The organism is Streptomyces sp. NK15101, from assembly GCF_020400725.1.
Lineage (GTDB): Bacteria > Actinomycetota > Actinomycetes > Streptomycetales > Streptomycetaceae > Streptomyces.
Window position 1 is genome coordinate 70,663 of record NZ_JAINVG010000022.1, and the last position, 24,650, is coordinate 95,312.

A 24,650-nucleotide genomic window follows, 5' to 3' on the forward strand; every position below is an offset into this window, starting at 1 on the left:
TCCCCTCCGCCCTGTGGACAACCCGGCGACGAGCCCGTGATTCCAAGGGTCGGGCCTCCATGAGAATGGATGTTCGATTTTAGTGTCAAGCGCGCCACGCGGTCTCCGGAGGAGCCCCGGAGGCGGCCGCGCACCCGCCCGCCGGCCCCCGTCGGGCGGCCCGGTCCACGAGCCACTCCAGGGCCGCCGGGCCACCCCCGAGGACGGAGACGTGCCCCTCGGCCGGGGCGAGCCGCAGCTCCGCGCCGGGGCACCGGTCGGCCAGCCACCGGCCGTGCGCGCTCGGCGCGATCCGGTCCTCGCCGCCGTGCAGCAGGAGCACCGGCGCGACGATCCGGGCGGGGTCGCATCCCCACGGGGAGACGTAGGCGAGGTCGTCGTCGATCAGCCCGCCCGGCCCGCCCGCCAGGGCCGGACCGACGACGGCGTCGAACCAGGACCACTCCCCGGCGAGCGCGGCGTGGTCGGCGGGCGTGAACATCTCCGGGTCGTACGCGGCGTCCGCCTCGTACGCCTCCTTCGCCGCGCGTCCTTCGGCGGCGGCGCGCAGGCCCGCCGCGCCGGACGCCGTCATGCCCGCGAACCAGTCGAGTCCCTCGGCGCCGAAGGGGGCGAGGCCGGCCGCCGCGACCACGGCGAGCACCCGTTCCGGCAGGAGGGCGCCGCAGGCCAGGGCGTGCGGGCCGCCGCCGGAGTGCCCCATGACGGCGAACCGGTCGATCCCCAGGGCGTCGGCGACGGCTCCGACGTCCTCCGCCGCCGACGCGACGTCCCGGCCGGGCCGGGGGGTCGATCCGCCGTACCCGGGACGGTCGTACGAGACCCAGCGGATCCCCAGCCGGTCGGCGGCCGGGAGAAGGGGCGCCGGGGGCGCGCCGACGTTCGGCGTCCCGTGCTGCCAGAAGACGGTGAGCCGGGACCCCGCCCCCTCGGGCCGGCCCGCCCCCGCGAGCCCACCGGCCCCCTCCGGTCCGCCGTCCCGGCCGTCTCGGCCATACCGGTCGTCCCGGCCGTCCCCGGTGTCGTAGACGTGCAGCCTGCGCCCGTCGGCCAGTTCCAGGTCGGTCTCGATCACGGCTCCACCGCCCCTCCCGCCACGTCCTCGGCGGCACGAACCTACCGGGGGCCGGCCGTCACCGGCAGCAACTCCGGGCGCTTGGCGCGACGGTCGTCGCCGGACGAGCGGCCGCGCAGGCGCCGGCCGAGCCAGGGGCCGAGGAAGGACCCGGCCCAGCGGAGTTCGGCGGCCAGCGCGCCGAGACCCGCGGGGAGTGCCTGCGGGGGCAGGGGACGGGTCCAGGAGTCGTCGGAGCCGGGCAGCGCGAGCGCGTGGGCGACGGCGGCGGCGATGCGCGCGTGGCCGATCGGGCCGGCGTGCAGCCGGTCGGGGCTCCACAGCCGGGGGTCGGTGACGACGGGGTGGTGGGAGGCCTCCACGACGGTGACGCCGTGCCGGCGCGAGGCCGCGCGGATCCGCTCGTTGAGGACCTCGACGCGGGGGCCGAGGGGGCGGGCGAGCGGGGTGATCCGGCCGACGTCGGGGAAGGTGAGGGTGACGACGCGGGCCCCCTGCGCGGTCAGCGCGGCGAACATCGCCTCCAGGTGCCCGGCCGTCGCGTCCACGTCGAAGCGCGGCCGCAGCAGGTCGTTGACTCCGGCGACGACCGTGGCGAGGTCCGGCCGGAGCGCGAGGGCGGGGCCGAGCTGCTCGGCGTGGACCTGGCCGGCGAGGCGACCCCGTACGGCCAGGTTGGCGTAGAGCACGTCGGCCTGTCGGCGGGCGAGCAGCTCCGCGAGCCGGTCCGCCCATCCCCGCAGCCCGACGGTGTCGTCGCCGTCGCCCAGCCCTTCCGTCTGGCTGTCCCCCAGCGCGACGTACCGCAGAAACGTGCCGTCCGACATGACCTCCGCCTTCCCGAGCACCACCCGCGCCCTGTGCACCACCCCCTCATCATAGTCACTTTATTTACTAAACAACTCGACTAACAAGCCTCGGGGAGCGCCCGGGCCTATCCTTCGACCCATGCCCCTCCCCCTCCGCGCCCCCGGTGGCGGCCGCCCGTCCCCCAGGACCGCCGACGCCCTCGTGGCGGGAGTCGTCCTGCTCGCCGTGGCGGTCTGGACGCTCGTCTCGGCGCAGTACACGAGCGAGCCCGCGCTCCGCACGGCGCTCGGCTGGGCTCTGATCCTGACCGGCTGCGGGGCGCTGTACTTCCGGCGGCGGCAGCCGGTCGCCGTGGCCGTGACCACGCTGCTCGCCTGCGTCGTCTACTACCCGCTGTCCGCCCAGGACGGCCCGCTCATGATCGCCTTCGCCCTCGCGCTGTACACGACCGCCGCCGAGGGGCGCTTCGCCGCGGCCGTCGCGCTCGCCGCCGTCACGCTGCTCGCGGTCGGGTTCGGCGAGATCCGTCAGCAGCCGGGACACCGGCAGATCGACGACACCTCGCTCGCCATGCTGGCCGGGTGGCTGATCAGCCTCGTCGCCGTCGGCAGGGCCCAGCGCACCCGGATCGCCTACCTCCACGAGGTGGAGCAGCGGGCGCTCGCCGCCGAGCGGGAGCAGGAGGCCCGCGCCCGGCAGTCCGCGACCGAGGAGCGGCTGCGGATCGCCCGCGAGGTGCACGACGTGCTCGGGCACAGCATCTCGCTGATCAACGTCCAGTCCGGTGCGGCGCTGCACCGGCTCGGCAAGAAACCGACCCCCGAGGCCGGACTCGCCACCGCCACCGAGGCCCTGGAGGCGGTGAAGGCGACCAGCAAGGACGCCCTGCGCGAGCTGCGGGCGACCCTCGGCGTGCTGCGCCGGGCCGACGAGGCCACGCCGACCACGCCGTCCTCCGGTCTGGCGCTCCTCGGCGACCTCGCCGCGCGCGCCCGGAGCGCCGGTCTCGACGTCCGTACGCACACCACGGGCACGCCCGTGCCGCTGCCGCCGCCCGTCGACCTCGCCGCGTACCGGATCGTGCAGGAGTCGCTGACGAACGTCACCCGCCACGCGGGCGCGCGGACCGTGACGGTCACTTTGGACTGGGGCCCCGACGCGGTGCGGCTGCGGATCGCGGACGACGGCGAGGGCGCGCCGGAGGGGCGGCCGCTGGGCAGCGGCATCCGGGGCATGGCCGAACGGGCCCGGGCGTTCGGCGGGGAGCTCACCGCCCGGAACGACGACGGCGGCGGCTTCCTGGTCGACGCCCGACTGCCCCTCACCACCTCCGCCGCGCCCGCGGAACCGGCCCCGCCCGCCGAACCCACCGACCCCACCGCGTCCGAGAGGGACTCCCGATGATCCGTGTCGTGCTCGCCGACGACCAGACCCTGGTCCGGGCCGGCTTCCGGTCGATCCTCTCCGACGAGGAGGACATCGAGGTCGTCGGCGAGGCCGGGGACGGGGAGCGGGCGATCGGACTCGCCCGCGAACTGCGCCCGGACGTCGTCCTGATGGACATCCGCATGCCGGTGCTCGACGGCCTGGAGGCCACCCGCCGCATCACCGCCGACGCACGGCTCGAAGGGGTGCGGGTGGTCGTCCTGACCACCTTCGACGCGGACGACCACGTGTACGGGGCGCTGCGCGCCGGCGCCTCGGGTTTCCTGGTCAAGGACACCGAACCGATGGAACTGCTGCACGCGGTACGGGTCGTGGCGCGCGGCGACGCCCTGATCTCCCCGGCCGTGACCCGCCGTCTGATCGCCGAGTTCGCCGGTCTCGCCGGGCGGCAGCCGGACCCGAGCCCCCGGCTCAACGCCCTCACCGAGCGGGAGCGCGAGGTGCTGGGCCTGGTGGGCGCCGGGCTCTCCAACGACGAGATCGCCGGTCGGCTCGTCCTCTCCCCCGCCACCGCCAAGACCCACGTCAGCCGGATCATGACCAAGCTGGCCGTGCGGGACCGGGCGCAGCTGGTGATCCTGGCGTACGAGTCCGGGATGATCACCCCGGGCTGGCTGGCCTGAGGCGCCCCCTTAGGGGTCAGGCCTGCCACGGGACGACTCCCGGGGTACGCGCGCGTGGAGCGGCGCAACCACCGGGGTACGGCCGGTGTCCACTCCGGGGTGACGCGGGGCCCCTGACCGTACGCCCACGCTGACCGGGTGAATCAGGACGTACTCGATCTCGCGCGGCTGCAGTTCGCCCTCACCGCGGGCGGCCACTTCCTCTTCGTGGCCCTCACCCTGGGGCTGGCGACCGTCGTGGCCGTGCTCCAGACCTGGGCGACGTTCGGCCGGAAGCCGCTGTACGCGCGCATGGTGCGGTTCTGGGGCCGGCTTTACGTGATCAACTACGCGGTCGGGATCGTCACCGGCCTCGTGATGGAGTTCCAGTTCGGCATGGCGTGGAGCGGGCTCACGCACGAGGCGGGCAACGTCCTGGGAGCCTCGCTCGCCGTCGAGACGATCGTGGCGTTCTTCGTCGAGTCGACCTTCCTCGGCCTGTGGATCTTCGGCTGGCACCGGCTCAACCGCTGGGCGCACCTGACCGCGATCTGGATCGTCGTCCTGACCGCCTACCTCTCCGCGTACTGGATCCTCGTCTCCAACGGCTTCCTCAACCACCCCGTGGGGTACGCCTCCGAGGGCGGCGAGCTGGTCCTCGACGACCCGGTCGCCGTCCTCACCAACCCCTCCGCGCTGCTCGCCTTCGGGCACGTCCTGGCGGGCGCGCTGCTGACCGCCGGCTTCTTCATGGCGGGGGTGAGCGCGTACCACCTCTTCCGGCGCAGCCCGGAGTGGGAGTTCTTCGGCCGCAGCCTGCGCGTCGGGGTCTTCCTGTCGGCGCCCGCACTGATGGCCGCGGCCGTCTTCGGCGGACTGCAGTTCGGCGCCCTCACCACCTTCCAGCCCATGAAGTCGGCCGTCTTCAGCGGAAACGCGGCCGAGATCGCGCGCGTGCAGGCGGAGCTGACGGCCCGTTTCGGCCCGGGCGACTACGTGCCCTCGGAGGCGTGGACGCGGGGCGGCGGCCTGGTGATGCTCATCGGCTTCGCGCTGATGATGTACCTGTGCTTCGCCGGGGTGATCCTGGCCTGCTTCAAGAAGGCCGTCTTCCGGTTCCGGCTCTGGCACCTCGTCCTGATGGCGGCCGTGCCGCTGCCGTACCTCGCGATGATCGGCGGCTGGGTCTTCCGGGAGGCGGGGCGGCAGCCGTGGGTGGTCTACGGGCTCCTCAGGACGGAGGACGCGGTCTCGGACCTCTCCCCCGGCACCATGCGCCTCTCCCTCACCGTCTTCACCACGGTCTTCGCGCTGCTCGCCCTCCTCAACGCCTGGCTCCTCGCCCGGCACGCCCGCCGCGGCCCCGTCGAGTCCGGCCTCGGTCACGACGAGCGCCCGGACCCCGCCGACGGCGAGGAGGGGACGCCGCCGCCCGACCCGGCGGACTCGCTGCCGGCTCCCCGCTACTGAACAGCCCGTACCCCCACCGACACCGAGGAGCCCTCGTGGAGACCCTGGCCATCGCCCTGCTCGCCTTCTTCACCGTGGGCTGGTCCGTCCTCGCCGGAGCGGACATCGGCACCGGCATGCTCGCCCCCTGGCTCGGCCGGAACGACCGCGAGCGGCGCCTCGTCCTCGCCTCCTTCGCCCCCTTCTTCCTGGGCGACGAGGTCTGGCTGGTGGCCGCGGCCGGCATCTTCGTCGGCTGCTTCCCCGCCCTCGAAGGGGAGCTCCTGAGCGGCCAGTTCCCGGTCCTCGTGGCCCTCCTGGCCGGCTGGATCCTCCGGGACGCGGGGCTCTGGTCGCGCGCCGGGGGCCCCGGACCCCGCTGGCGCGCGGGCTGCGACGCCGCCGTGGCGTGCGGCAGCTGGGCCGTCGCGCTCTCCTGGGGGTGGCTGCTCGCCGCCCTGCTGACCGGCCGCCCGTACGCCCCGGCGACGGGCCCGACGGCGGTCCTCACGGCCCTCGCCGTGGCCGCGCTGTTCGCCGCGCACGGGCTCGGGTTCGCCTCGCTGCGCCTCACGGGCGTGCCGTACGAGCGGGCCCGGCGGCTCGTCGGAGGCGCCGGGCGCCCCTGGCAGTCCTTCGCGCTCACCGGCGTCCTGCTGGCCGGGCTGCCGCTGTGGGCGGGCACCGCGCTGCCCCTGGCCGCGCGGACGGCCGCGCCGAGCACGCTCCGGCTGCTCGTGCCCGCCCTGCTGGCCGTCACACCCGTCCTGGTCGGGATCCAGGTGTGGATCCGGCACGCCTTCCGGCACCGGGTGACCGGCCCCTCGTACCTCTGACCGGGTGCGGGGTCAGGACTCCTTCTTGTGGTGCAGGGCCTTCTGCAGCCGGGCCACGACCGCCTCGCCGTACCTCCGGTGGCCGTGGACGCGCGGGTCGTCCGTGACGTCGTACCGCTTCACGTAGGCGCCGAGGAAGGCCTGGAGGGTGGCGACGGCCGGAATGGCGATCAGCGCGCCGACGGCCCCGAGCAGCGCCGTCCCCGCGATGACCGAGCCGAAGGCCACCGCCGGGTGGATGTCCACGGTCTTCGAGGTGAGCTTCGGCTGCAGCACGTAGTTCTCGAACTGCTGGTAGATCACGACGAAGCCGAGCACCCACAGCGCGTACCAGGGGTTGACCGTGAAGGCGATCAGCATCGGCAGGGCGCCGGCGAGGTAGGTGCCGATGGTCGGGATGAACTGCGAGACCAGACCGACCCACACGGCGAGCGCCGGGGCGTACGGCACGCCCAGGATCTCGAAGAGCACGAAGTGCGCGATGCCCGAGATGAGGGCCATCAGCCCGCGCGAGTAGAGGTAGCCGCCGGTCTTGTCGACCGCGATCTCCCACGCCCGCAGCACCTCGGCCTGCCGGGCGGGCGGCAGGACGGAACAGAGCGCACGGCGCAGCCGGGGCCCGTCGGCGGCGAAGTAGAACGCGAAGAGGAAGATCGTCAGGAGCCGGAACAGTCCGCCGAGGACGGTGGCGGAGACGTCGAGGACGCCGGACGCGCTGTTCTGCACGTACTTCTGCAGCCAGTCGGAGCTCAGCACGCTGTCCTGGACCTCGACGCGCGAGAGGTCCGTGTGGAAGTTCTGGTTGATCCAGTTGATCAGCGAGTCGAGGTACTTCGGGAAGTTCTCGACCATGTCCACGATCTGGCCGGCCAGCATCGATCCGAGCAGGACGACGAAGCCGAGGCCGAAGGCCATGACGGCGAAGAAGACGAGGAAGGTGGCGAGGCCGCGGCGCATCCCGCGCGCCGCCATGCGTCCGACGGCCGGCTCGATGGCGAGGGCGAGGAAGAAGGCCAGCAGGACGTTGACGAGGAGGCCGACGAGCTGGTGGAAGGCCCAGTTGCCCAGCAGGAAGCAGGCGTAGAGCGCGAGGGCGAGCACGAGCGCGCGGGGCAGCCAGCGCGGCATCCGCGCGGACCCGGCGGCCCGGCCGGCCGTCGCCTCCGCCGCCACGGGCGCCGGAGCCGCGGGCGGGGCCGTCGCGGCGCTCCCCCCGGCCCCGGCCGCCGCGCCGGCGGCCGGCTCCGGGGAGGCCTTCCCATCCGCTACCGGCTCCGGCTCCGGCTCCGGGGAGGACGTCACGCCGGCCACCGGCTCCGGGGAAGCCGTCGAGCCGGGCACTTCGGGCACATCGTTCGGTTCGGTCTTGTCGGTGTCGTCAGTCGGGGCCACCCCGCCAGTCTCGCGCACCGCGCGGACATTCCACCCAGGACCCCGTGAGATCCCCCGCCGTCACCCGGCGGTTCGCCTTCCGCTCACCGCTTGTCGGCCGGTACGTCGACGGCCGCGCAGACGGCACGCCACACGTCCTTCGCCTCCCAGCCGGCGTCCAGCGCCTCCCGCACCGTCCGGCCCCCGAGCTCCGCCATCACGTGGTCGCGCGCGAAGGACTCGGCGTAGGACGCACCGAAGTGGTCGGCCATCCGTTCCCAGAAAATCGTCAACCGCATGAACCCAGTATCCCGCTCCCAAGAGTGCAGCCCGCTCCGCAGGCCTTGTCACCGCCCTTTTCCGCCCTACGGTCGGAGCATGGCCGAAAAACCCCTCCCCTCGCCCTCGACTCCCCTGGCCCGCGCCGAACGCTTCGTCTGGCTGACGGCCCGCGTCCTCGAACAGCGCCGGTTCGCCTACCACTTCCTGCGCGGTGGCCCGGACCAGGTCGAGACGGCCCTCATGGCGTACCTCAACGAGGACGGCGGCTACGGACACGCCCTCGAACCGGATCTGCGCGGGCCGGTGAGCCAGCCCCTGCACACCGCGCACGGACTGCGGGTCCTGGACTCCATCGGCCGCTGCGGCGGGCTGCGCGTGGAGCGGATCTGCCGCTACCTCACGGAGGTGTCCACGCACGACGGGGCGCTCCCGGCGATCCACCCGTCCCAGCGCGGCTACCCCTCGGCGCCCTTCCTCCCGGTCGTCGACGCCCCGCCGAGCGCGCTGCTCTCGACCGGTCCGGTGGTCGGCGTGCTGCACCGCAACCAGGTGTGGCACGCGTGGCTGTTCCGGGCCACCGAGTTCTGCTGGTCGGCCGTGGAGTCGCTCGAGAAGTCCCATCCGTACGAGATCCAGGCGGCCGTCGCCTTCCTGGACGGGGCCCCCGACCGCCCGCGCGCGGAGGCGGCCGCCGAGCGGCTCGGACGGCTCGTCCGTGAGCGGCGGCTCGTCGTCCTGGACCCCGACCAGCCCGAGGACCACTCGGTCCCGGAGGGGTACGCGCCCGGCGAGGTCTTCCACCCGCACGACTACGCGCGCGTGCCGGACTCGCTCGCCGGGCGCTGGTTCACGGACGCGGAGATGGCCCGCTCGCTCGACCGGCTCGAAGCCGACCAGCAGGAGGACGGCGGCTGGCCGGCCCGCCGGGACGCATGGGCGCCCGGCTCGGCCCTGGAGCGGCGCCCGATCGCCACCGTCGAGGCGCTGCGCACCCTCCGGGCGCACGGCCGCGTGATCGGCTGAGCGGGGCGCCCCGTGCCGGGCCGGGCGGCGGGCCCGGCACGGGGCGGAGGGGCACGGCCGCCGCCGTCACCAGCCCAGGGCCCGGACCCCCGCCGTGACGGCGACGGCCGCGCCCACGACGACCAGGAAGGGCGCGCGCAGGACGAGCGCGACGGCGGCCGCGGCGAGTCCGGCGGCCCGGGCGTCCACGACGAGGTCGCCGCCCGCGCTGAAGGTCTGCTGGGCGGTGAGCGCGGCGAGCAGCGCGACGGGCAGCAGGGCGGCGAGCCGCTGGACGAGCGGGCGTTCCAGCGCTCCGGCGGGCACGAGCAGGCCGACGAGCTTGACGAGGTAGCACCCGGCGGCGGTGAGGGCGATCGCGATCCAGACGTTCATCGGGAGTCCTTCTCTCGTCCGGCGGGGGCCGTGCGCCGGCCCCGGGCCCAGAGCACGGCGGGCGCGGCGAGGGCGGCGGCGAGGACCGGGACGCCGGCGGGCAGGACGGGCAGCAGCCCGAGGCCGAGCAGGACGGCGGCCCCGGCGGTGGCGCGCTCGGTGGCGGACTTCAGCATGGGGGCGAGCAGGGCCAGGAAGACGGCGGGGCCGGCGGCGTCGAGGCCCCAGGCGGCGGTGTCGCCGATCGCCTCGGCACCGAGCGCTCCGAGGAGCGTGGTCAGGTTCCACAGGACGTACAGGGTGAGGCCGGTGGCGGTGAAGCCGATCCGGGCGGCCCGGCGGGTCGGCTGGGGAAGCGCGACGGCCGTGGTCTCGTCGATCACCCAGTGCGCCGCGAAGGGCCTGACGGCCTTCGGCAGGGCGAGCAGCTGGGAGAGCCGCAGCCCGTAGAAGGCGTTGCGGGTGCCCAGGAAGAAGGCGCCGGCGGCGGCCGTGAAGGGGTTGCCGCCGGCGGCGAGCGCTCCGACCAGGGCGAACTGCGAGGCGCCGGTGAAGACGAGCAGGCTGAGGACGCAGGTCTGGAGGACGCTGAGGCCGGAGCCCGCCGAGGTCACGCCGAAGGCGAAGCCGGAGAGCCCGACGGCGACGCCGACGCCGAGCGCGTCGCGGACGACGGCCGCGTCGGGCTTGGCGGGGGCGCCGTCGCGTATGACGGGGGGTGCTGTCTGTTCTGCCACGTCAGGGACGCTACGGGGCGGGTGCCGACCCGGTCTTGTACGTTCTTGCGCCGACCTGCGGGGCCCGCCCGTGGGCGTTCACGTGTCAGGGCGCGGGTCCTGCCCGTCGGCGTTCAAGGACCAGGGCGCGGGGCCCGCCGGACCGTACCCCGCGCGCGTTGGTAGGCGCCCGGTGGCACCCCGACGCTGCGGGTGAAGTGCCGGCTGAGGTGCGACTGGTCGGTGAAGCCGACGGCGGCGGCCGCCTCCGCCGGGGGCGTCCCCGCGTCGAGGAGCTGCCTGGCCCGGCGTACGCGCGCGTCGGTGAGCCAGGTGTGCGGAGGCATCCCGTACGCCTCGCGGAAGGCGCGGAGCAGGGCGAACGGGCTGGTGCCGAGGTCGGCGGCGAGCCGCTCCAGGGTCGGCGGCTCGACCATCCCGGCCTCCAGGACGTCACGCGCGCGTGCCGCGTTCCGGGCGCCCGCCGAGCGGGGCGGGAGCGGGGTGACGAGCCCGCCGTGGCTGCGCAGCAGCCGGGCGGTGACCAGGCGCAGGAGGCTGTCCGCGGCGAGCGCGTTGCCCTCCTCCGCGGCCCGGTGGACGCCGACGACGAGCTGTGCGGCGTACGGGTCGTCGACGACGGGCGAGGTGAAGCCGGCCTCGCCGCGCAGGGCGAGGGTGTCGGCGGCGATCGAGCGGACGATCTCCGCGTCGGGGTAGATCGTCCGGTAGGTCCAGCCCTCGGGCACGGCCGCGTGCCCGGTGTGCGGGGTGTCCGGGTTGACGAGGGCGATCTGTCCGGGCCCGGCGTGGACGAGCTCGTCGCGGTAGTGGAAGGCCTCGACGCCCTCGGTGATGGCGGCGAAGACGAAGGACTCGTGGGTGTGCCGGGCGAAGGCCTTGCGGATGTAGTGGGCGTGCAGCAGGTCGACCCCGGGCAGCTCGGCGTACTGCCAGTACCGTGCCCGCTCCCCGCTCGCGCCGTCCCTCTCCGTGCCCCTGGCCATCCCCCCATTCTGCGCCCCTCCGGCGACCCGCGACGATCGGGATTCTCCAGGTCCGGGCGGTTGTCAGTGGCCGGGTGCACGATGGGGGGCATGGTCAGGTCCGCGCTCGACTCGTTCTCCCCCGCGACCCGTGGTTGGTTCACCGGGGCCTTCACCGCGCCCACGGCGGCGCAGGAGGGCGCCTGGCAGGCCATCGGCGCGGGCTCCGACGTGCTCGTCGTCGCGCCGACCGGCTCGGGCAAGACGCTGGCGGCGTTCCTCGCCTCCCTGGACCGGCTCGCGTCCTCCCCGCCGCCCGCCGAGGCGGGGAAGCGCTGCCGCGTGCTGTACGTGTCGCCGCTGAAGGCCCTCGCCGTGGACGTCGAGCGGAACCTGCGCTCGCCGCTGACCGGCATCCGCCAGGAGTCGGTGCGGCGGGGCCTGCCCGAGCCGGACATCCGGGTCGGGATCCGGTCCGGTGACACCCCGGCGGCCGAGCGCCGGGCGCTCGCGACACGGCCGCCGGACATCCTGATCACCACCCCGGAGTCCCTGTTCCTGATGCTGACGTCCGCCGCGCGCGAGGCGCTGTCGGGCGTGGAGACGGTCATCCTGGACGAGGTCCACGCGGTCGCGGGCACGAAGCGGGGCGCGCACCTGGCCCTCTCCCTGGAGCGGCTCGACGAGCTGCTGCCCCGTCCGGCGCGCCGGATCGGCCTGTCGGCCACGGTCCGCCCGGTCGACGAGGTGGCCCGCTACCTCTCCCCGGCGCGTGCCGTGGAGATCGTGCAGCCGCCGTCGGGCAAGGAGTTCGACCTCTCCGTCGTCGTCCCCGTCGAGGACATGGGCGAGTTGGGGGGCTCCCCCGCCTCGGAGGGCAAGGACGGCGGGGACAAGCCGTCGATCTGGCCGCACGTCGAGGAGCGGATCGCCGACCTCGTCCAGTCCCACCGCTCCACGATCGTCTTCGCGAACTCCCGCCGGCTCGCCGAGCGCCTGTGCAACCGGCTCAACGAGATCGCGTACGAGCGGGCGACCGGCGAGCCGCTTCCCGAGGGGGCGCCCCCGGCCCAGGTGATGGCCCAGTCGGGGGCGGCGCAGGGTGCCCCGCCGCTGCTCGCCCGGGCCCACCACGGTTCGGTGTCGAAGGAGCAGCGCGCCCAGGTGGAGGAGGACCTGAAGGCGGGCCGGCTGCCCGCCGTGGTGGCCACCTCCAGCCTTGAGCTGGGCATCGACATGGGCGCGGTCGACCTGGTGGTGCAGGTCGAGTCGCCGCCCTCGGTCGCCTCCGGGCTCCAGCGCGTGGGCCGGGCCGGCCACCAGGTCGGTGCCGTGTCGACGGGCGTGGTCTTCCCCAAGTACCGGGGCGACCTGGTGCAGGCGGCCGTGGTCACCGAGCGGATGCGTGCCGGTGCGATCGAGTCCCTGCGGATCCCCGCCAACCCGCTGGACGTCCTCGCGCAGCAGCTGGTCGCGATGGTCGCGCTCGACACCTGGCAGGTGGACGACCTGCTCGCGGTGGTGCGCAGGGCTGCGCCCTTCTCCTCGCTGCCCGAGTCGGCGTTCACGGGCGTCCTCGACATGCTGGCCGGCCGCTACCCCTCGGACGCGTTCGCGGAGCTGCGCCCGCGGGTGGTCTGGGACCGGGTGGCCGGGACGGTCACGGGGCGGCCCGGTGCGCAGCGGCTCGCGGTCACCTCGGGCGGCACGATCCCCGACCGCGGCCTGTTCGGCGTCTTCCTGGCGGGCTCGGACCCGAAGAAGGGCGGGGGCCGGGTCGGCGAGCTCGACGAGGAGATGGTGTACGAGTCGCGGGTCGGCGACGTCTTCACGCTCGGCACCACCTCCTGGCGGATCGAGGACATCACCCGGGACCGGGTGCTCGTCTCCCCCGCGCCCGGCGTGCCGGGCCGGCTGCCCTTCTGGAAGGGCGACCAGCTGGGCCGTCCGCTCGAACTGGGGCGGGCGGTGGGCGCGTTCCTCCGCGAGGTCGGCGCCCTCGCGGACGAGGACGCGCGCCTGCGGCTGCTCGCCGCGGGCCTGGACGACTGGGCCGCGGAGAACGTCCTCGCGTACCTCAGGGAGCAGCGCGAGGCCTGCGGCCACGTGCCGGACGACCGGACGATCCTGGTCGAGCGCTTCCGCGACGAGCTCGGGGACTGGCGGGTCGTCATCCACTCCCCCTTCGGGGCGCAGGTGCACGCCCCGTGGGCGCTGGCGCTCGGCGCGCGGCTCACCGAGCGGTACGGCATGGACGCGCAGGTGATGCACGCGGACGACGGCATCGTGCTGCGCCTGCCGGACGCCGACCTGATGGGCCTGGAGATGGGGCTCGACCTCCTGGACCAGGAGCCGGTGGCCCCGGACCGGCACCTGGACACGACGTACGACGCGGACAAGGCGCCCGTCGGCGCGGCCGACGCCCTCTTCGACCGGGGCGAGATCGGGCAGATCGTCACCGACCAGGTGGGCGGCTCCGCGCTGTTCGCCTCCCGCTTCCGCGAATGCGCCGCCCGCGCCCTGCTGCTGCCCAAGCGCAATCCCGGCAAGCGCACCCCGCTCTGGCAGCAGCGGCAGCGGGCGGCCCAGCTCCTGCAGGTGACGAGCGAGTTCGGCTCGTTCCCGATCGTCCTGGAAGCCGTCCGCGAGTGCCTCCAGGACGTCTTCGACCTCCCGGGCCTCGAAGAGCTGATGGGGGACATCGAGGCCCGCCGGGTGCGGCTCGTGGAGGTCACCACGCCCGAGCCCTCGCCCTTCGCCCGCTCGCTCCTCTTCGGATACGTGGCGCAGTTCCTGTACGAGGGCGACTCCCCGCTCGCCGAGCGGCGGGCGGCCGCGCTCTCGCTGGACTCCCGGCTGCTGGCGGAGCTCCTCGGCCAGGCGGAGCTGCGGGAGCTGCTCGACCCCGAGGTCCTGGCGGAGCTGGAGCGGGAGCTCCAGTGGCTGACCGAGGACCGCCGGATCAAGGACGTGGAGGGCGTCGCCGACCTGTTGCGGGTGCTGGGACCGCTGACGGACGAGGAGCTGGCCGGGCGGGGCGCCGAGGCGGGCTGGGCGCCCGAGCTCGAGGCGGCCCGGCGTGCGATCCGGGTGCGGATCGGCGGCCGTGACCACTGGGCGGCGATCGAGGACGCGGGCCGGCTCCGGGACGCCCTGGGCACGGCCCTGCCGGTGGGCGTGCCCGAGGCGTTCACCGAGCCGGTCAAGGACCCGCTGGGCGACCTGCTCGCGCGGTACGCGCGCACGCACGGCCCGTTCACCTCCTCGCAGGCCGCCGCCCGCTTCGGTCTCGGTACGGCCGTCACCGACGGCGCCCTCCAGCGTCTCGCCGCCTCGGGCAGGGTCGTCCAGGGCGAATTCCACCCCTCCGGGATCGGCCAGGAGTGGTGCGACGCGACCGTGCTGCGGCGACTGCGGCGCCGCTCCCTGGCGGCCCTGCGCCAGGAGCTGGAGCCGGTGCCCCCGGCGGCCCTCGCCACCTTCCTGCCGCAGTGGCAGCACCTGGGAAGCAACAGCCTGCGCGGCATCGACGGCCTCGCGCGCGCGATCGAGCAGCTCCAGGGCGCCCCGGTCCCGGCCTCGGCCCTGGAGAAGCTGATCCTGCCGTCCCGGGTCCGGGACTACTCCCCGGCGCTGCTCGACGAGCTGACGACCACCGGGGAGGTCGTCTGGGCGGGTGCGGGCTCGCTGCCCGGAAAGGACGGCTGGGTCTCGCTCTACCTCGCGGACGCGGCGCCCCTGCTCCTCCCGCCGCCGCACCCGCTGGAGACGTCCGCCCTGCACGAGTCGGTGCTCACCGCCCTCTCCGGCGGGTACGGCCTGTTCTTCCGGCAGATCGCCGACCAGATCCGGGCCACCACCCATCCGGACGCCACGGAGCCGCAGCTCGCCGACGCCCTCTGGGACCTGGCCTGGTCGGGCCGGCTCACCAACGACACCCTGGCCCCGCTGCGGGCGCTGCTCGGTTCGGGCCGCACGGCCGGTTCCACCGCCCACCGCGCGCGCCGCACGGTCCCGCGCGGCCGGTACGGCACGCTGACCGCCGCGGCCCGCCCCGCCTCCCGTACGGGTCCGCCGACGGTCTCCGGCCGCTGGTCCCTCCTGCCGTCCCCCGAGCCGGAGCCGACGCACCGGGCGCACGCCCTGGCCCGCACCCTCCTGGACCGGCACGGCGTGGTCACCCGGGGCGCGGTGGCCGCCGAGGGCGTGGAGGGCGGTTTCTCGGCCACGTACCGGGTCCTGGCCGCCTTCGAGGACAGCGGGCAGGCCCGGCGCGGCTATGTCGTGGAGGGGCTCGGTGCGGCCCAGTTCGCGATGGACGGGGCCGTGGACCGGCTGCGGGCGGCGGCGACCGCCCGCGACCGGGGCGCCGAGGCGGCGGCCGGCCCGCGCGCACTGGTCCTCGCCGCCGCCGACCCGGCGAACGCGTACGGTGCGGCGCTGTCCTGGCCCGAGCCGCCGACGGGCGCCGGGCACAAGCCCGGCCGCAAGGCGGGCGCGATGGTGGTCCTGGTCGACGGCGAGCTCACGCTCTACATGGAGCGGGGCGGCAAGACGCTCCTCTCATGGCCGACGGACCCGGACGACCCGGCCCTGGGTGCGGCGGCGGAGGCGCTGGCCGGGTCGGCGAAGGCGGGTGTGCTGGGCACGGTCACGGTGGAGCGGATCAACGGCACGACGTCCCTGACGTCGCCCCTGGCCCGCCCCCTGGAGGCAGCCGGCTTCCTGGCCACCCCCAGAGGCCTCCGCCTCCGCCCCTGACCGCCCCCGTGTGCCCCCCTCGCCCCTGCGGGGCGGCGCCCCCGCCGTCTGGGCGCGCCCTGCAGGGCGGGTGCCCCCTCGCCCCGCCCGCGGCTCCCGCCCTGCTGGCCGGCCACCCCGGCCCATCCGCCGTGTGGGCCCGCGCCCGGCGGGGCGGTGCCCTGGCCCGCCTCCGTGTGGGCAGTCGTCCCGCTGGGGCGGGACGGGTGGGCACACGGGACGGCGCCCTCCAGCGGCGCCTCCGCGTTCCGCGCCTGGACCCGCACCACAAGGGGCGGCGCACAGCCCGGTGCGGGTCCAGGCACATGAGCCTCGGGCGCCGGCAAGGGCGCCGTTCCGTTGCGCCCACCCTCCCCCAAGCTCTCGGCTTCGCTCGGGCAGGGGGACCCCCTTGCCCCAGCGGAACGACCGCCCACAACGGGGCCCGACGGGGTGGGCACCGCCCCGGCGGAACGGCTGTCCGCAGCGGACAGCGAGGCGCGGAACCGCCGCCCGCACCGCGAGGTCCGCCAGAGGCACGGCCCACCACCAGGCCCCGCGAGGCGCCGTGCCCCCACAATGGACCCGTGCCCGAAGGAGACACCGTCTGGCAGGCCGCCCACCGCCTGCACGCCGCCCTCGCCGGGCGGGTCCTGACCCGCGCGGACCTCCGCGTGCCCCGGTTCGCGACCGCCGACCTCACCGGCCGCACGCTCCTCGACGTCACCCCGCGCGGCAAGCACCTGCTGGCCCGGATCGAGGGCGGGCTCACCCTCCACTCGCATCTGCGGATGGACGGTGCCTGGCGGGTGTACGCCACCGGGGAGCGCCCGCGCGGCGGCCCCGAGCACCAGATCCGGGCGATCCTCGGGAACGCCGGGTTCACCGCGTACGGCTACCGCCTCCCCGTCCTGGAGCTCATCCGCACCGCCGAGGAGTCCCGCGTCGTCGGGCATCTGGGCCCGGACCTGCTCGGCCCGGACTGGGATCCGGAGGAGGCCGTCCGGCGGCTCGGCGCCGATCCGGAGCGCTCCCTCGGCGAGGCCCTGCTGGACCAGCGCAACCTGGCCGGCATCGGCAACGTGTACAAGTCGGAGCTGGCCTTCCTCGCCGCCGTCACCCCCTGGCTCCCGGTCGGCGAGCTCGCCCCGGAGGTCCCGGCCCGGCTGGTCGCCACGGCCCACCGGCTGCTCGACGCGAACAAGGACCGTCCGGACCGGCGCACCACGACCGCGCGCCGCCCGGGCACCCCGCTCCACGTCTACGGCCGCGAGGGCCGGCCCTGCCTCCGCTGCGGCACTCCGATCCGCAAGGCGGAGCTGGGCGACCGGGTCACGTACTGGTGCCCCGGCTGCCAGCGGGGACCCGACGGAAGCGGGGACGGAAAGCCCGGCGGAAGCGGCCACGGCAATTGACGGACCGTCAGATCCGGTCGTACGGTCCGGACATGACGACGACCCTCCCGGCATACGACCTGACCGGCCGCACCGCGTTCGTCACGGGTGCCGCGAGCGGCATCGGCCGCGCCGCCGCCGCCCTCCTCGCACGGGCCGGCGCCGCCGTCCACTGCGCCGACCGCGACGAGGACGGGCTCGAGGAGACCGCGGCCCTGATCGCCCGACAGGACGGCGTCGCGCACACCCACCCCCTGGACGTCACCGACCGGCCCGCGCTGGCGGCGGCCGTCCGCGCCGCCGGCCCGCTGCACGTCATGGCCGCCATCGCCGGGATCATGCACACGAGCACGGTCCTGGACACCCGGGACGAGGACTTCGACCGCGTCCTCGCAGTCAACTTCAAAGGCGTGCTCTACGCCTGCCAGGAGGCGGCCCGCTCGATGATCGACTCCGGCGTGCCCGGCTCGATCGTGACGATGGCCTCGGGCGCGATGGACACCGCCAGTCCGGGCCTGCTCTGCTACAGCGTCACCAAGGCGGCCGTCGTCCAGCTGACGAAGACCCTGGCGACGGAGGCGGGCCCGCACGGCATCCGGGTCAACGCGGTCGCCCCGGGCTGGATCCGCACCCCCATGACGGACCGCCACGAGCCGGCCGCCCAACTGCAGGCCGAGGCCGCGATGGTCCGTCACTCACCGCTGGGGCGGGTCGGCGAGGCCGAGGACATCGCGCACGCGGTCCTGCACCTCGCCTCCGACGCCTCCTCGTTCACGACCGGTCAGATCCTCCGCCCCAACGGCGGCGTCGCGATGCCCTGGTGACCGCGCTCCCGGCGGCCCTCCGACCGGTGACCCGCCGGGCGACGGCACCGGAGATCCCGGCCCCGGAGAAGACGCCGGAGGCCGCCGCGCCGCGCCGCCCCGACGAAGCCGCCACGTGCACCGGCAGCAGGCTCAGCCCCCAGCCGCCCGCGGCCACCGCCCCCTCCACCGGCCCGGTCTCGACCGGCACGAGCAGCAGGCGCAGCACCGCCCACCACCAGAGCCCTCCGGCCGCAAGGCCGCACGCCAGCAGAGCGAGCGTCACCAGCGGAACCCGTCGCCGTACCATGGCCGCCTCCTGCGGTCGACGCTAGACCGGCAGGATCACCCTGCGGGAGGGCGCACCGGTGGCAAACCCGGCGCACACGGCCCAGTCGGACGTCCCTCCCACCATGGCACGCCACCCCGGAACCCGGCATCTCAGGGAGAAGGCCCCGAACTGCCTCAAAACAAGACCGGAAATGGCACCGAAAACGAGAAAAGCCCCGGTCAGCGCCCTGCGAACAGGGCGCCGAGCGGGGCTTCACCCACTTCGGTTCAGGCAGCGACGACGTCCACCGCTTCCGCGGGTGCCTTGATGGTCACCCGCTCGGTGGGCACACCGGCCACCGACGTCACCGACACCGAATTGAGCATCGGGCGCACCGGTGTCGGCACCGGTTCGCTCGCCGCTGCCGACTCGGCCAGTTCGGCCAGTGACAGCTCGTCGCTCACTTCGCGCATGAGCTCGGACATCCGTACGTCCAGCGCGTCGCAGATCGCGGAGAGCAGTTCGGAGGAAGCCTCCTTCTGCCCCCGCTCCACCTCGGAGAGATAGCCGAGCGAGACTCGGGCGGACGAGGAGACTTCGCGCAGAGTACGGCCCTGGCGCTGGCGCTGCCGACGCAGCACGTCACCCAACAGGCGACGGAGCAGAATCATCGGTGGCTCCCTCCTCGGACCGCGTAGCCGCATCCTTCACGCCCCACCGTACCGCCTCGCGCTGCGGCCGTGCGGGGAGCGATGTCGTGTTCACTCAGGGCTGCAAACATCAATTCCCCCCGTTCTGTTCCGTATCCTGTGCCCGCGCATTTCCCGAGAGTTCCTCATGGAGCAGTTCCAGCACGCTCCGTACGCTCTCTCTACGGATTTCCTTGCGATCGCCGTTCAACCTCAACGAGACCACTTTCCCGGCGCGGGCGCTCGTCGTGGCCGGTCCCGCGACCGCCACGTAGACCGTTCCGACGGGTTGCCCGTCCTGCTCCGCGGGCCCCGCGACCCCGGTCGTCGAGATGCCCCAGTCGGCGCCGAGCCGGTCGCGGACACCGGCCGCCATCTGCAGCGCGACCTCGGGATCCACCGCTCCGCGCTCCGCGAGCAGGGCCGCGTCGACGCCCAGGAGCTCGTGCTTGAGCACCGTGGCGTAGGCGGTGACCGACCCCAGGAAGGAGACCGAGGAGCCGGGCGCCCCGGTGAGCTCGGCGGCCACGAGACCGCCCGTGAGCGACTCCGCGGCGGCCACCGTCTGCTCACGCTCCGCGAGCAGCGCCAGTACCCGGGCGGCCTCGCTCATCGCGTCGCCGTCTCCGACCGCGCGGCCGCCCGCTCCGCCGCGAGCCCCTTGCGCCGCAGGACGACCGCCTGTCGCACGTAGTCCAGACCGGTGACGACCGTCAGCACGACGGCCACCGCCATCACCCAGAAGCGGAGGGTGGCCAGCGGCCCGGTGAGCATGAGGACGTACATGCCGACGGCGGTGCCCTGGGCGAGCGTCTTCATCTTGCCGCCGCGGCTGGCGGGGATGACCCCGTGCCGGATGACCCAGAACCGCATCAGGGTGATGCCGAGCTCGCGGGCCAGGATGACCGAGGTCACCCACCAGGGGAGGTCCCCCAGTGCGGAGAGCGAGACGAGTCCGGCGGCCATGATCGCCTTGTCGGCGATGGGGTCGGCGATCTTCCCGAAGTCGGTGACCAGGTTGTACGTACGGGCGAGGTGCCCGTCGAAGACGTCCGTGATCATGGCTACCGCGAACGCCGCCCACGCCCAGGCCCGCCAGGCGGGGTCGTGCCCGCCGTCCTGGAGCAGCAGCACCACGAAGCCCGGCACGAGGACGAGCCGGATCATGGTGAGGATGTTCGCGATGTTCCACAGGCTGGCCTGGTTGACGGCCGCCGCGCCCAGCTTGCCGCGGGGCGCCGGCCTACCGGTCCCGCCCGTCGCGGATGCCGGGACTCCGGTCATCTGCCCGCCTCCTCGAAAAGACACTCGGCCACCAGGTCGACGCCCTCCGTGCCGACGGCCTTCGCCCTGACCATACGGCCCGGGGCCAGGTCGGGGCTCGTACCGTCGGCCGTGGTGAGAAACACCTGGCCGTCGGTCTCGGGCGCCTGGTGGGCGGCGCGGCCGATCCAGCCGTCCTCCTCGTCGAAGGACTCGACGAGTACTTCCAGGGTCTCCCCGAGGCGCTCCTCCGCGCGCTGCGCGGTGAGCTCCTCGGCGAGCCGGGAGAGGTGGGCGAGCCGCTCGTCGACGACGTCCTGGGCGAGCTTGTGCTCGTACGTGGCGGCCTCGGTGCCGTCCTCGTCGGAGTAGCCGAAGACGCCGATGGCGTCGAGGCGGGCGTGGGTGACGAAGCGTTCCAGCTCGGCGAAGTCCGCCTCGGTCTCGCCGGGGAAGCCGACGATGAAGTTGGACCTGGCACCGGCCGTGGGGGCCTTGGAGCGGATGGTCTCCAGGAGCTCCAGGAAGCGGTCGGTGTCGCCGAAGCGGCGCATGGCCCGCAGCACGTCCGGGGCGCTGTGCTGGAAGGACAGGTCGAAGTAGGGCACGACCTTCTCGGTCGACGTGAGGACGTCGATGAGGCCCGGGCGCATCTCGGCCGGCTGGAGGTAGCTGACGCGGACGCGCTCGATGCCGTCCACCGAGGCCAGCTCGGGCAGCAGGCTCTCCAGGAGGCGGATGTCGCCGAGGTCCTTGCCGTAGGAGGTGTTGTTCTCGGAGACCAGCATGACCTCCTTGACGCCCTGCTCGGCGAGCCAGCGCGTCTCGTTCAGCACGTCCGAGGGGCGGCGCGAGACGAAGGAGCCCCGGAAGGAGGGGATGGCGCAGAAGGAGCAGCGGCGGTCGCAGCCGGAGGCCAGCTTCACGGAGGCGACGGGGCTGGTGTCCAGGCGGCGGCGGAGGGGGGCGCGGGGGCCGGAGGCGGGCGCGATCCCCTCGGGCAGGTCGGCCGGGGCGTCGGTGGGCGCCTCCGCGGCGTCGCCGTGTCCCGGCAGGGCCACGGCCGCGGCGGCCTCCTGGCGCTCCACGGGGGACAGCGGCAGCAGCTTGCGCCGGTCACGCGGGGTGTGGGCCTCGACACTGCCACCGCTGAGGATGGTCTGGAGGCGGTTGGAGATGTCGGCGTAGTCGTCGAAGCCGAGGACGCCGTCGGCCTCCGGGAGGGCCTCGGCGAGCTCCTTGCCGTACCGCTCGGCCATGCAGCCGACGGCGACGACGGCCTGGGTCCTGCCGTGGTCCTTCAGATCATTGGCTTCGAGGAGGGCGTCGACGGAGTCCTTCTTGGCGGCCTCGACGAACCCACAGGTGTTGACGACGGCGACGTCCGCTTCCTCGGCGTTCTCGACGAGCTCCCAGCCGTCCGCTGCCAAGCGGCCTGCGAGCTCCTCCGAGTCCACCTCGTTACGGGCGCAGCCAAGAGTGACAAGGGCGACGGTACGGCGTTCGGGCATGGACTCAAGACTACTTCGTCCCGGCCGTTCCCCCGTCGCGCAGGGTTCACCTGCGCGACGGAGGTCACATCACGGGGCTCAGCCGGCCTCGGGGTCGCCCTTGGTGTAGCTGAGCCGCTCGACCTGGCCGGATTCGAACTTGTCGGCGAGCTTCTTGCCGTTCACGTAGAGCTCGATCGCACCGGCGTTGCCGAGGACCAGGTCCACGCGCTCCTCGTCCTGGAAGGTCTTGGACTCGCCCTTGAGGAGGAGACCGTCGAAGAGGAGCTTGCCGTCGTGCGCCTTGGCCGAGATCCAGCTCTTGTCGTCGATCGCGGAGAGCTTGACCGTGACCTTGTCCTGCGGGACCGCGGCGATCGCGCTCTCGGTGGGCTTGGGCGCGGCGGGCTTGACCGGCTTCGGCTTGGCCGCGGAGGTGGCCTTCTCCGGGGCGGGCGCCGGGCCGCCGTCGGCCGCGGTGGTCCCCTTGGGGGCCTCGTTGCCGTTGAACATCGTGAAGCCGACGAAACCGACGACGGCGACGATGGCCGCGACCATCGCGGCGGTCCAGTTGGGCCGGCGCGGCTCGGGGCGGATACGTTCCGCCTCGAAGAGCGGGGCGGCGGGGGTGGGCGTGGGGCGGCCGCCGTGCTCGGCGTCGTACTGCTCGATCAGCGGAGCCGGATCGAGGCCGACGGCGCGCGCGAGGGTACGGATGTGGCCGCGTGCGTAGACGTCGCCGCCACAGCGCGAGAAGTCGTCCTCCTCGATCGCGTGCACGATCGGAATCCGGACACGGGTGGAGGCACTGACCTCTTCGACGGTGAGACCGGCGGCGATTCGGGCCTGCTGGAGAGCGCGACCGATCGAGTCCCGGTCGTCTGCCGGGAAGGTCCGGTCGTCTTCGGGGGAGTTGCCGATGGACACGAGAGCGCCTTTCGAGCGTGTAGCCACCTGCTGGACGTTCAGTCTATGGGTGGTACGAAAGGGTGGGGCAACCGGGCGGGTGCTGTTTGTACGCCATGAGGCTGGGACATCCTGCTGTCCCTTCCTCCAACTTGACGTACGGCCAGGGGAAACGGTTGCCCACCGTTCCCTTACGAGTGAGTCTCGGGCTGATCTCGATCGGGTACCCGGCCCCGGAGGAGCCACACCCGACGGGCCCTACTCCCCCGACTCCCCCCGGATCACGGCGAGGACGCCGTCCAGTTCGTCCGGCTTGACGAGCACGTCCCGCGCCTTCGAACCCTCGCTCGGTCCGACGATGTTCCGCGACTCCATCAGGTCCATCAGCCGACCGGCCTTCGCGAAGCCCACGCGCAGCTTCCGCTGGAGCATCGAGGTGGAGCCGAACTGGGTCGAGACGACCAGCTCGGCGGCCTGGCACAGCAGGTCGAGGTCGTCGCCGATGTCCTCGTCGATCTCCTTCTTCTGCTTGGTGCCGACGGTGACGTCGTCCCGGAAGACGGGCGTCATCTGGTCCTTGCAGTGCTGCACGACGGCCGCGACCTCGGCCTCGGTGACGAACGCGCCCTGCATGCGGACGGGCTTGTTGGCGCCCATCGGCAGGAAGAGGCCGTCGCCCTTGCCGATGAGCTTCTCGGCGCCGGGCTGGTCCAGGATGACCCGGCTGTCGGCGAGCGAGGAGGTGGCGAACGCGAGCCGCGAGGGCACGTTCGCCTTGATCAGGCCGGTGACGACGTCCACGGACGGCCGCTGGGTGGCGAGCACGAGGTGGATGCCGGCGGCGCGGGCCAACTGGGTGATGCGGACGATCGAGTCCTCGACGTCGCGCGGCGCGACCATCATCAGGTCGGCCAGCTCGTCGACGATCACCAGGAGGTACGGGTACGGGTTGAGCTCGCGCTCGCTGCCCTCGGGCAGCTTGATCTTGCCGTCCCGGACGGCCTGGTTGAAGTCGTCGATGTGCCGGTAGCCGAAGGCGGCCAGGTCGTCGTAGCGCAGGTCCATCTCGCGCACGACCCACTGGAGCGCCTCGGCGGCCTTCTTGGGGTTGGTGATGATCGGGGTGATCAGGTGCGGGATGCCCTCGTAGGCGGTGAGCTCGACCCGCTTGGGGTCGACGAGCACCATCCGGACGTCCTCCGGGGTCGCCCTTATCATGATCGACGTGATCAGGCAGTTGATGCACGAGGACTTTCCGGAGCCCGTGGCACCGGCGACCAGGACGTGCGGCATCTTCGCCAGGTTGGCCATCACGTAGCCGCCCTCGACGTCCTTGCCGAGCGCGACCAGCATCGGGTGGTCGTCCCCGGCCGCGTCCGCGAGCCGCAGCACGTCCCCCAGGTTGACCATCTCGCGGTCGCTGTTCGGGATCTCGATGCCGACCGCGGACTTCCCGGGGATCGGCGAGATGATCCGCACGTCGGGCGAGGCCACGGCGTAGGCGATGTTCTTGGTCAGGGCCGTGATCTTCTCGACCTTCACGGCCGGGCCGAGCTCGACCTCGTACCGCGTGACCGTCGGACCGCGGGTGAAGCCGGTGACGGCCGCGTCGACCTTGAATTCGACGAAGACGTTGGAGAGCGCGTCGACGACCGCGTCGTTGGCGGCGCTGCGGGTCTTGCCGGGGCCGCCGCGCTCCAGGAGGTCGAGCGAGGGCAGGGAGTACGTGATGTCGCCCGCGAGCTGGAGCTGCTCGGCCCGGGGCGGCAGGTCGGTCGGCTCGGGCGCCGGCTTCGTCAGGTCGGGCACGCCACTGCCGGAACGGTCTCCTCCGCGGGCCGGCGGCACGGGCGCGGCCTTCTCGGCGGCGTCGGCGACCGAGGCGGCTGAAGCGGCCACGGCGGTGTTCCGCTCGGCGGTGACGTCCTTGGTCAGGTCGGCGACGATCGGCGAGGGCGGCATGCCGTTCAGCACGGCGCCGTCGAGCGCGGCGGCGGCCGCCGCGGCGACGTCCACCGGGTCCAGGCCGGAGCCGAAGTCGTCCCGCCCGGAGCTCCGGCGGGCCGCGCGGCCGCGCCGCCCCGCCGGCTCCGCCCCGGCCCCCTGCTTGACCGGCTCGCCGG

21 protein-coding genes are annotated in these 24,650 nt (G+C 74.1%); 8 read left to right on the plus strand and 13 right to left on the minus strand.

The window, feature by feature from the left end; all coding sequences use genetic code 11:
- Positions 1-85: 85 nt before the first annotated feature.
- On the minus strand, positions 86-1,075 hold the full coding sequence (locus K7G60_RS14820; protein ID WP_225801359.1) for an alpha/beta fold hydrolase: 990 nt from the start codon (positions 1,073-1,075) through the stop codon (positions 86-88).
- 41 nt (positions 1,076-1,116) lie between these two features.
- The gene (locus tag K7G60_RS14825; RefSeq protein ID WP_225801383.1) at positions 1,117-1,902 is read right to left on the minus strand and encodes an SGNH/GDSL hydrolase family protein; all 786 of its coding nucleotides are present in this window, start codon (positions 1,900-1,902) and stop codon (positions 1,117-1,119) included.
- A 121-nt stretch (positions 1,903-2,023) separates the two neighbouring features.
- Here K7G60_RS14825 and K7G60_RS14830 point away from each other — a divergent pair, with 121 nt between their 5' ends.
- The 4 genes from K7G60_RS14830 to K7G60_RS14845 all read left to right on the plus strand — a co-directional run bounded on the left by K7G60_RS14830 (position 2,024) and on the right by K7G60_RS14845 (position 6,218).
- Positions 2,024-3,289: a sensor histidine kinase gene (locus K7G60_RS14830; RefSeq protein ID WP_225801360.1), complete on the plus strand. Its 1,266-nt coding sequence runs from the start codon at positions 2,024-2,026 to the stop codon at positions 3,287-3,289.
- On the plus strand, positions 3,286-3,954 hold the full coding sequence (locus tag K7G60_RS14835; RefSeq protein ID WP_225801361.1) for a response regulator transcription factor: 669 nt from the start codon (positions 3,286-3,288) through the stop codon (positions 3,952-3,954). Before K7G60_RS14830 ends, K7G60_RS14835 begins: the two co-directional genes overlap by 4 nt.
- 138 nt (positions 3,955-4,092) lie before the next feature.
- Positions 4,093-5,403: a cytochrome ubiquinol oxidase subunit I gene (locus K7G60_RS14840; protein WP_225801362.1), complete on the plus strand. Its 1,311-nt coding sequence runs from the start codon at positions 4,093-4,095 to the stop codon at positions 5,401-5,403.
- 35 nt (positions 5,404-5,438) lie between these two features.
- A complete protein-coding gene (locus tag K7G60_RS14845; RefSeq protein WP_225801363.1) occupies positions 5,439-6,218 on the plus strand; it encodes a cytochrome d ubiquinol oxidase subunit II in 780 nt (259 codons plus the stop codon).
- A gap of 12 nt (positions 6,219-6,230) precedes the next feature.
- Here the strand turns inward: K7G60_RS14845 and K7G60_RS14850 are convergent, their stop codons facing one another.
- Positions 6,231-7,346 (minus strand): AI-2E family transporter, encoded by a 1,116-nt coding sequence (locus tag K7G60_RS14850; protein ID WP_374115630.1) that lies wholly within the window; start codon positions 7,344-7,346, stop codon positions 6,231-6,233.
- 347 nt (positions 7,347-7,693) lie between these two features.
- Positions 7,694-7,888 carry a DUF3046 domain-containing protein gene (locus K7G60_RS14855; protein WP_041662943.1) on the minus strand — a complete coding sequence of 65 codons (195 nt, stop codon included), beginning with the start codon at positions 7,886-7,888 and terminating at the stop codon, positions 7,694-7,696.
- A gap of 79 nt (positions 7,889-7,967) precedes the next feature.
- Between K7G60_RS14855 and K7G60_RS14860 the strand changes: the two genes are divergently transcribed.
- Positions 7,968-8,894, plus strand: a complete 927-nt coding sequence (locus K7G60_RS14860) for a hypothetical protein (protein ID WP_225801364.1) — start codon at positions 7,968-7,970, stop codon at positions 8,892-8,894.
- A 66-nt stretch (positions 8,895-8,960) separates the two neighbouring features.
- On the opposite strand, the gene K7G60_RS14865 is transcribed toward K7G60_RS14860, so the two are convergent.
- From K7G60_RS14865 to K7G60_RS14875, 3 genes are all read right to left on the minus strand, one after another.
- Positions 8,961-9,269, minus strand: coding sequence for an AzlD domain-containing protein (locus K7G60_RS14865; protein ID WP_225801365.1), 309 nt, complete (start codon positions 9,267-9,269; stop codon positions 8,961-8,963).
- The gene (locus tag K7G60_RS14870; protein ID WP_225801366.1) at positions 9,266-10,006 is read right to left on the minus strand and encodes an AzlC family ABC transporter permease; all 741 of its coding nucleotides are present in this window, start codon (positions 10,004-10,006) and stop codon (positions 9,266-9,268) included. The genes K7G60_RS14865 and K7G60_RS14870 overlap by 4 nt, the downstream gene beginning before the upstream one ends.
- A gap of 113 nt (positions 10,007-10,119) precedes the next feature.
- Positions 10,120-10,992: an AraC family transcriptional regulator gene (locus K7G60_RS14875; protein WP_225801367.1), complete on the minus strand. Its 873-nt coding sequence runs from the start codon at positions 10,990-10,992 to the stop codon at positions 10,120-10,122.
- Positions 10,993-11,082: 90 nt separating this feature from the next.
- Between K7G60_RS14875 and K7G60_RS14880 the strand changes: the two genes are divergently transcribed.
- The 3 genes from K7G60_RS14880 (at position 11,083) to K7G60_RS14890 (ending at position 17,929) form a co-directional block, all read left to right on the plus strand.
- Entirely contained in the window at positions 11,083-15,732 is a 4,650-nt protein-coding gene (locus tag K7G60_RS14880) for a DEAD/DEAH box helicase (protein WP_225801368.1), read from the plus strand.
- A 566-nt stretch (positions 15,733-16,298) separates the two neighbouring features.
- Entirely contained in the window at positions 16,299-17,126 is an 828-nt protein-coding gene (locus K7G60_RS14885; protein WP_225801369.1) for a DNA-formamidopyrimidine glycosylase family protein, read from the plus strand.
- A gap of 32 nt (positions 17,127-17,158) precedes the next feature.
- Entirely contained in the window at positions 17,159-17,929 is a 771-nt protein-coding gene (locus K7G60_RS14890) for an SDR family NAD(P)-dependent oxidoreductase (RefSeq protein ID WP_225801370.1), read from the plus strand.
- Positions 17,930-18,466: 537 nt separating this feature from the next.
- Here the strand turns inward: K7G60_RS14890 and K7G60_RS14900 are convergent.
- The 6 genes from K7G60_RS14900 to K7G60_RS14925 all read right to left on the minus strand — a co-directional run.
- Entirely contained in the window at positions 18,467-18,850 is a 384-nt protein-coding gene (locus tag K7G60_RS14900) for a helix-turn-helix domain-containing protein (protein ID WP_041131554.1), read from the minus strand.
- A 109-nt stretch (positions 18,851-18,959) separates the two neighbouring features.
- Positions 18,960-19,481 (minus strand): CinA family protein, encoded by a 522-nt coding sequence (locus tag K7G60_RS14905; protein ID WP_225801372.1) that lies wholly within the window; start codon positions 19,479-19,481, stop codon positions 18,960-18,962.
- Positions 19,478-20,152 carry a CDP-diacylglycerol--glycerol-3-phosphate 3-phosphatidyltransferase gene (gene pgsA / locus K7G60_RS14910; protein ID WP_225801373.1) on the minus strand — a complete coding sequence of 225 codons (675 nt, stop codon included), beginning with the start codon at positions 20,150-20,152 and terminating at the stop codon, positions 19,478-19,480. Before pgsA ends, K7G60_RS14905 begins: the two co-directional genes overlap by 4 nt.
- Positions 20,149-21,642: a 30S ribosomal protein S12 methylthiotransferase RimO gene (gene rimO, locus K7G60_RS14915; protein ID WP_225801374.1), complete on the minus strand. Its 1,494-nt coding sequence runs from the start codon at positions 21,640-21,642 to the stop codon at positions 20,149-20,151. Before rimO ends, pgsA begins: the two co-directional genes overlap by 4 nt.
- A 78-nt stretch (positions 21,643-21,720) precedes the next feature.
- Positions 21,721-22,548 (minus strand): helix-turn-helix domain-containing protein, encoded by an 828-nt coding sequence (locus K7G60_RS14920; RefSeq protein WP_225801375.1) that lies wholly within the window; start codon positions 22,546-22,548, stop codon positions 21,721-21,723.
- Between the two features lie 237 nt (positions 22,549-22,785).
- A partial coding sequence (locus K7G60_RS14925; protein ID WP_225801376.1) for a DNA translocase FtsK occupies positions 22,786-24,650 on the minus strand: 1,865 nt, incomplete at its 5' end.

Coding starts and splice junctions, on each gene's coding strand:
- K7G60_RS14900 (WP_041131554.1), bottom strand. CDS start 18,850: ATGATTCTGCTCCGTCGCCTGTTGGGTGACGTGCTGCGTCGGCAGCGC.
- K7G60_RS14830 (WP_225801360.1), top strand. CDS start 2,024: ATGCCCCTCCCCCTCCGCGCCCCCGGTGGCGGCCGCCCGTCCCCCAGG.
- K7G60_RS14865 (WP_225801365.1), bottom strand. CDS start 9,269: ATGAACGTCTGGATCGCGATCGCCCTCACCGCCGCCGGGTGCTACCTC.
- rimO (WP_225801374.1), bottom strand. CDS start 21,642: ATGCCCGAACGCCGTACCGTCGCCCTTGTCACTCTTGGCTGCGCCCGT.
- K7G60_RS14850 (WP_374115630.1), bottom strand. CDS start 7,346: ATGCCGCGCTGGCTGCCCCGCGCGCTCGTGCTCGCCCTCGCGCTCTAC.
- pgsA (WP_225801373.1), bottom strand. CDS start 20,152: ATGACCGGAGTCCCGGCATCCGCGACGGGCGGGACCGGTAGGCCGGCG.
- K7G60_RS14880 (WP_225801368.1), top strand. CDS start 11,083: ATGGTCAGGTCCGCGCTCGACTCGTTCTCCCCCGCGACCCGTGGTTGG.
- K7G60_RS14825 (WP_225801383.1), bottom strand. CDS start 1,902: ATGTCGGACGGCACGTTTCTGCGGTACGTCGCGCTGGGGGACAGCCAG.
- K7G60_RS14905 (WP_225801372.1), bottom strand. CDS start 19,481: ATGAGCGAGGCCGCCCGGGTACTGGCGCTGCTCGCGGAGCGTGAGCAG.
- K7G60_RS14835 (WP_225801361.1), top strand. CDS start 3,286: ATGATCCGTGTCGTGCTCGCCGACGACCAGACCCTGGTCCGGGCCGGC.
- K7G60_RS14855 (WP_041662943.1), bottom strand. CDS start 7,888: ATGCGGTTGACGATTTTCTGGGAACGGATGGCCGACCACTTCGGTGCG.
- K7G60_RS14890 (WP_225801370.1), top strand. CDS start 17,159: ATGACGACGACCCTCCCGGCATACGACCTGACCGGCCGCACCGCGTTC.
- K7G60_RS14875 (WP_225801367.1), bottom strand. CDS start 10,992: ATGGCCAGGGGCACGGAGAGGGACGGCGCGAGCGGGGAGCGGGCACGG.
- K7G60_RS14860 (WP_225801364.1), top strand. CDS start 7,968: ATGGCCGAAAAACCCCTCCCCTCGCCCTCGACTCCCCTGGCCCGCGCC.